The sequence below is a fragment of the Caballeronia ptereochthonis genome (assembly GCF_001545075.1).
Lineage (GTDB): Bacteria > Pseudomonadota > Gammaproteobacteria > Burkholderiales > Burkholderiaceae > Caballeronia > Caballeronia ptereochthonis.
Genome location: NZ_FCOB02000074.1, coordinates 1 through 5378, shown reverse-complemented (window position 1 = coordinate 5378; position 5378 = coordinate 1). Strand labels below are relative to the sequence as shown.

Here is a 5378-nt window from a genome sequence, read left to right as displayed (position 1 = left end):
TTTTGGGGTGGGGTTTTTGCGTGAAGCATGAGGAGCCTGACGATTACCTACTTTCACACGGGAGATCCGCACTATCATCGGCGTGGAGTCGTTTCACGGTCCTGTTCGGGATGGGAAGGGGTGGTACCAACTCGCTGTGGTCATCAGGCATGACTTGTTGTCCTCGCGTGCTGGGAGGCGAGGACCAATCCGGGAAGAAGCAGTATTGAATTCGGGTGGCGATCGTACGCACACGCTACTCGCCAGTGGATTCAAACACACTGGTTATAGGATCAAGCCTTACGGGCAATTAGTATCAGTTAGCTCAATGCATTACTGCACTTACACACCTGACCTATCAACGTCCTGGTCTGGAACGACCCTTCAAGGGGCTCGAAGCCCCGGGGATATCTCATCTTAAGGCGAGTTTCCCGCTTAGATGCTTTCAGCGGTTATCTCTTCCGAACATAGCTACCCGGCGATGCGACTGGCGTCACAACCGGTACACCAGAGGTTCGTCCACTCCGGTCCTCTCGTACTAGGAGCAGCCCCCTTCAAATATCCAACGCCCACGGCAGATAGGGACCAAACTGTCTCACGACGTTTTAAACCCAGCTCACGTACCTCTTTAAATGGCGAACAGCCATACCCTTGGGACCGGCTACAGCCCCAGGATGAGATGAGCCGACATCGAGGTGCCAAACACCGCCGTCGATATGAACTCTTGGGCGGTATCAGCCTGTTATCCCCAGAGTACCTTTTATCCGTTGAGCGATGGCCCTTCCATACAGAACCACCGGATCACTATGACCTGCTTTCGCACCTGCTCGACTTGTCGGTCTCGCAGTTAAGCACGCTTATGCCATTGCACTATCAGCACGATTTCCGACCGTACCTAGCGTACCTTCGTACTCCTCCGTTACACTTTGGGAGGAGACCGCCCCAGTCAAACTGCCTACCATGCACTGTCCCCGATCCGGATCACGGACCAAGGTTAGAACCTCAAACAAACCAGGGTGGTATTTCAAGGACGGCTCCACCAAGACTGGCGTCCTGGCTTCATAGCCTCCCACCTATCCTACACAGATCGGTTCAAAGTCCAATGCAAAGCTACAGTAAAGGTTCATGGGGTCTTTCCGTCTAGCCGCGGGGAGATTGCATCATCACAAACACTTCAACTTCGCTGAGTCTCGGGAGGAGACAGTGTGGCCATCGTTACGCCATTCGTGCAGGTCGGAACTTACCCGACAAGGAATTTCGCTACCTTAGGACCGTTATAGTTACGGCCGCCGTTTACCGGGACTTCAATCAAGAGCTTGCACCCCATCATTTAATCTTCCGGCACCGGGCAGGCGTCACACCCTATACGTCCACTTTCGTGTTTGCAGAGTGCTGTGTTTTTATTAAACAGTCGCAGCCACCAGTTTATTGCAACCTCTTCACCCTCCTGGCGCAGGCCAGTCAAGCTACAGAGGCGTACCTTATCCCGAAGTTACGGTACCAATTTGCCGAGTTCCTTCTCCCGAGTTCTCTCAAGCGCCTTAGAATACTCATCTCGCCCACCTGTGTCGGTTTGCGGTACGGTCATCGTTAGACTGAAGCTTAGAGGCTTTTCTTGGAACCACTTCCAATTGCTTCGTGACCGAAGTCACTCGCGCCACACCCTTGAATCCTGTGCCCGGATTTGCCTGAGCACCTTCTCCAATGCAGCGACCGGGACGTCCAACACCCGGACAACCTTCCGCGATCCGTCCCCCCATCGCATCTAACAATGGTGCAGGAATATTGACCTGCTTCCCATCAGCTACGCATTTCTGCCTCGCCTTAGGGGCCGACTCACCCTACGCCGATGAACGTTGCGTAGGAAACCTTGGGCTTACGGCGAGGGGGCTTTTCACCCCCTTTATCGCTACTCATGTCAGCATTCGCACTTCCGATACCTCCAGCATGCCTTTCGACACACCTTCGCAGGCTTACGGAACGCTCTCCTACCACACGTACTTACGTACGTATCCGCAGCTTCGGTGACTGGCTTGAGCCCCGTTACATCTTCCGCGCAGGACGACTCGATCAGTGAGCTATTACGCTTTCTTTAAAGGGTGGCTGCTTCTAAGCCAACCTCCTGACTGTTTTAGCCTTCCCACTTCGTTTCCCACTTAGCCAATCTTTGGGACCTTAGCTGGCGGTCTGGGTTGTTTCCCTCTTGACACCGGACGTTAGCACCCGATGTCTGTCTCCCGTGATTGCACTCTTCGGTATTCGGAGTTTGCTATGGCGTAGTAATCCGCAATGGACCCCACAACCATGACAGTGCTCTACCCCCGAAGGTGACACACGAGGCACTACCTAAATAGTTTTCGGAGAGAACCAGCTATTTCCAAGTTTGTTTAGCCTTTCACCCCTATCCACAGCTCATCCCCTAACTTTTCAACGTTAGTGGGTTCGGTCCTCCAGTACGTGTTACCGCACCTTCAACCTGGCCATGGATAGATCACTTGGTTTCGGGTCTACGCCCAGCAACTGATCGCCCTGTTCGGACTCGCTTTCGCTACGCCTGCCTTAATCAGTTAAGCTCGCTACTGAACGTAAGTCGCTGACCCATTATACAAAAGGTACGCCGTCACCCGTTTCCAGGCTCCGACTGTTTGTATGCATGCGGTTTCAGGATCTATTTCACTCCCCTCCCGGGGTTCTTTTCGCCTTTCCCTCACGGTACTGGTTCACTATCGGTCGATCACGAGTATTTAGCCTTGGAGGATGGTCCCCCCATCTTCAGACAGGATTTCACGTGTCCCGCCCTACTTCTCGTACCCCTAGTCCTTCCTCACGGTTTTCGCTTACAGGGCTATCACCTGCTATGGCCGCACTTTCCAGAGCGTTCAGCTAACCACGAAGATAACGAGTACAGGCTGATCCCATTTCGCTCGCCACTACTTTGGGAATCTCGGTTGATTTCTGTTCCTGCGGTTACTTAGATGTTTCAGTTCACCGCGTTCGCTTCACATGACCTATGGATTCAGTCATGGATACTCCATAAGGAGTGGGTTTCCCCATTCGGACATTTGTGGATCACAGCTCGTTTGCCAGCTCCCCACAACTTTTCGCAGGCTACCGCGTCCTTCATCGCCTGTGATCGCCAAGGCATCCACCACATGCACTTGTTCGCTTGACCCTATAACGAGTGCGTCTGTCGACTCACCACGTCATAGGCTGAGTATTCGCGTTGTGCCGTATTCCAAGTCATCATTCAAGATCACTTTTCATACTCGATACAATCACTACCCTGAGCCCCCTACTCACACCCATCTCTAAGTGCTTTCAGCGACTCTCTTTACTACTTCTTCCAGATTGTTAAAGAACGTTTAGCCGATTGGGTGACTTCTCTACCCATCTGCCTCAACTGGCTATCAATCGCCAATGCGCAACGCTCACCCGAGCGCTGTGCATTGAGGATTGGTGGAGGATGACGGGATCGAACCGACGACCCCCTGCTTGCAAAGCAGGTGCTCTCCCAGCTGAGCTAATCCCCCTTCGTGCCTGACTCTGAATCTCGCTCTGTCAGCGCCGACCGGGTGGTGGGTCTGGTTGGATTCGAACCAACGACCCCCGCCTTATCAAGACGGTGCTCTAACCGACTGAGCTACAGACCCTTAGCCTGTCTTTCTTACAGCCGATAAGCGTGAGCGCTTGATGGTACTTGTGCGAAGCTCGAGAAAGGAGGTGATCCAGCCGCACCTTCCGATACGGCTACCTTGTTACGACTTCACCCCAGTCATGAATCCTACCGTGGTGACCGTCCTCCTTGCGGTTAGACTAGCCACTTCTGGTAAAACCCACTCCCATGGTGTGACGGGCGGTGTGTACAAGACCCGGGAACGTATTCACCGCGGCATGCTGATCCGCGATTACTAGCGATTCCAGCTTCACGCAGTCGAGTTGCAGACTGCGATCCGGACTACGATCGGTTTTCTGGGATTGGCTCCACCTCGCGGCTTGGCAACCCTCTGTTCCGACCATTGTATGACGTGTGAAGCCCTACCCATAAGGGCCATGAGGACTTGACGTCATCCCCACCTTCCTCCGGTTTGTCACCGGCAGTCTCCTTAGAGTGCTCTTGCGTAGCAACTAAGGACAAGGGTTGCGCTCGTTGCGGGACTTAACCCAACATCTCACGACACGAGCTGACGACAGCCATGCAGCACCTGTGCGTCGGTTCTCTTTCGAGCACATCCGCCTCTCAGCAGACTTCCGACCATGTCAAGGGTAGGTAAGGTTTTTCGCGTTGCATCGAATTAATCCACATCATCCACCGCTTGTGCGGGTCCCCGTCAATTCCTTTGAGTTTTAATCTTGCGACCGTACTCCCCAGGCGGTCAACTTCACGCGTTAGCTACGTTACTAAGGAAATGAATCCCCAACAACTAGTTGACATCGTTTAGGGCGTGGACTACCAGGGTATCTAATCCTGTTTGCTCCCCACGCTTTCGTGCATGAGCGTCAGTGTTGGCCCAGGAGGCTGCCTTCGCCATCGGTATTCCTCCACATCTCTACGCATTTCACTGCTACACGTGGAATTCTACCTCCCTCTGCCACACTCCAAGCCTGCCAGTCACCAATGCAGTTCCCAGGTTAAGCCCGGGGATTTCACATCGGTCTTAACAGACCGCCTGCGCACGCTTTACGCCCAGTAATTCCGATTAACGCTCGCACCCTACGTATTACCGCGGCTGCTGGCACGTAGTTAGCCGGTGCTTATTCTTCCGGTACCGTCATCCCACCACCATATTAGGGCGGCGGTTTTCTTTCCGGACAAAAGTGCTTTACAACCCGAAGGCCTTCTTCACACACGCGGCATTGCTGGATCAGGGTTGCCCCCATTGTCCAAAATTCCCCACTGCTGCCTCCCGTAGGAGTCTGGGCCGTGTCTCAGTCCCAGTGTGGCTGGTCGTCCTCTCAGACCAGCTACAGATCGTCGCCTTGGTAGGCCTTTACCCCACCAACTAGCTAATCTGCCATCGGCCGCCCCTGCAGCGCGAGGTCCGAAGATCCCCCGCTTTCTTCCGTAGATCGTATGCGGTATTAATCCGGCTTTCGCCGGGCTATCCCCCACTACAGGACACGTTCCGATGTATTACTCACCCGTTCGCCACTCGCCACCAGGGTTGCCCCCGTGCTGCCGTTCGACTTGCATGTGTAAGGCATGCCGCCAGCGTTCAATCTGAGCCAGGATCAAACTCTTCAGTTCAAACCTGTTACTGTTTTTCGGTTCCGCAGTCGCCTGCTAAAAACCGGTCGCTCACTCAACGTACTGACGATGATTAATCCGTCTTTCGACAGATAAACCTTCCTCTGATACTTCGTGTGAGACTCTTGATTACTTTTGCCATTGCCTCAGCCCC

2 tRNA genes and 3 rRNA genes are annotated in these 5378 nt (G+C 53.7%); all 5 read right to left on the bottom strand.

Annotated features, from left to right (window positions below):
* Nucleotides 1-34: 34 nt before the first annotated feature.
* Nucleotides 35-148, bottom strand: a 5S ribosomal RNA gene (rrf, locus tag AWB83_RS35310).
* A 120-nt stretch (nucleotides 149-268) separates the two neighbouring features.
* Nucleotides 269-3151: ribosomal RNA gene (locus AWB83_RS35305) — 23S ribosomal RNA — on the bottom strand.
* A 282-nt stretch (nucleotides 3152-3433) separates the two neighbouring features.
* Nucleotides 3434-3509: transfer RNA gene (locus AWB83_RS35300), tRNA-Ala, on the bottom strand.
* A gap of 43 nt (nucleotides 3510-3552) precedes the next feature.
* Nucleotides 3553-3629 (bottom strand) — tRNA-Ile (locus AWB83_RS35295).
* Between the two features lie 63 nt (nucleotides 3630-3692).
* Nucleotides 3693-5224, bottom strand: a 16S ribosomal RNA gene (locus AWB83_RS35290).
* Together the 16S, 23S and 5S rRNA genes with 2 tRNA genes alongside form the textbook arrangement of a ribosomal RNA operon.
* Nucleotides 5225-5378: the final 154 nt, after the last annotated feature.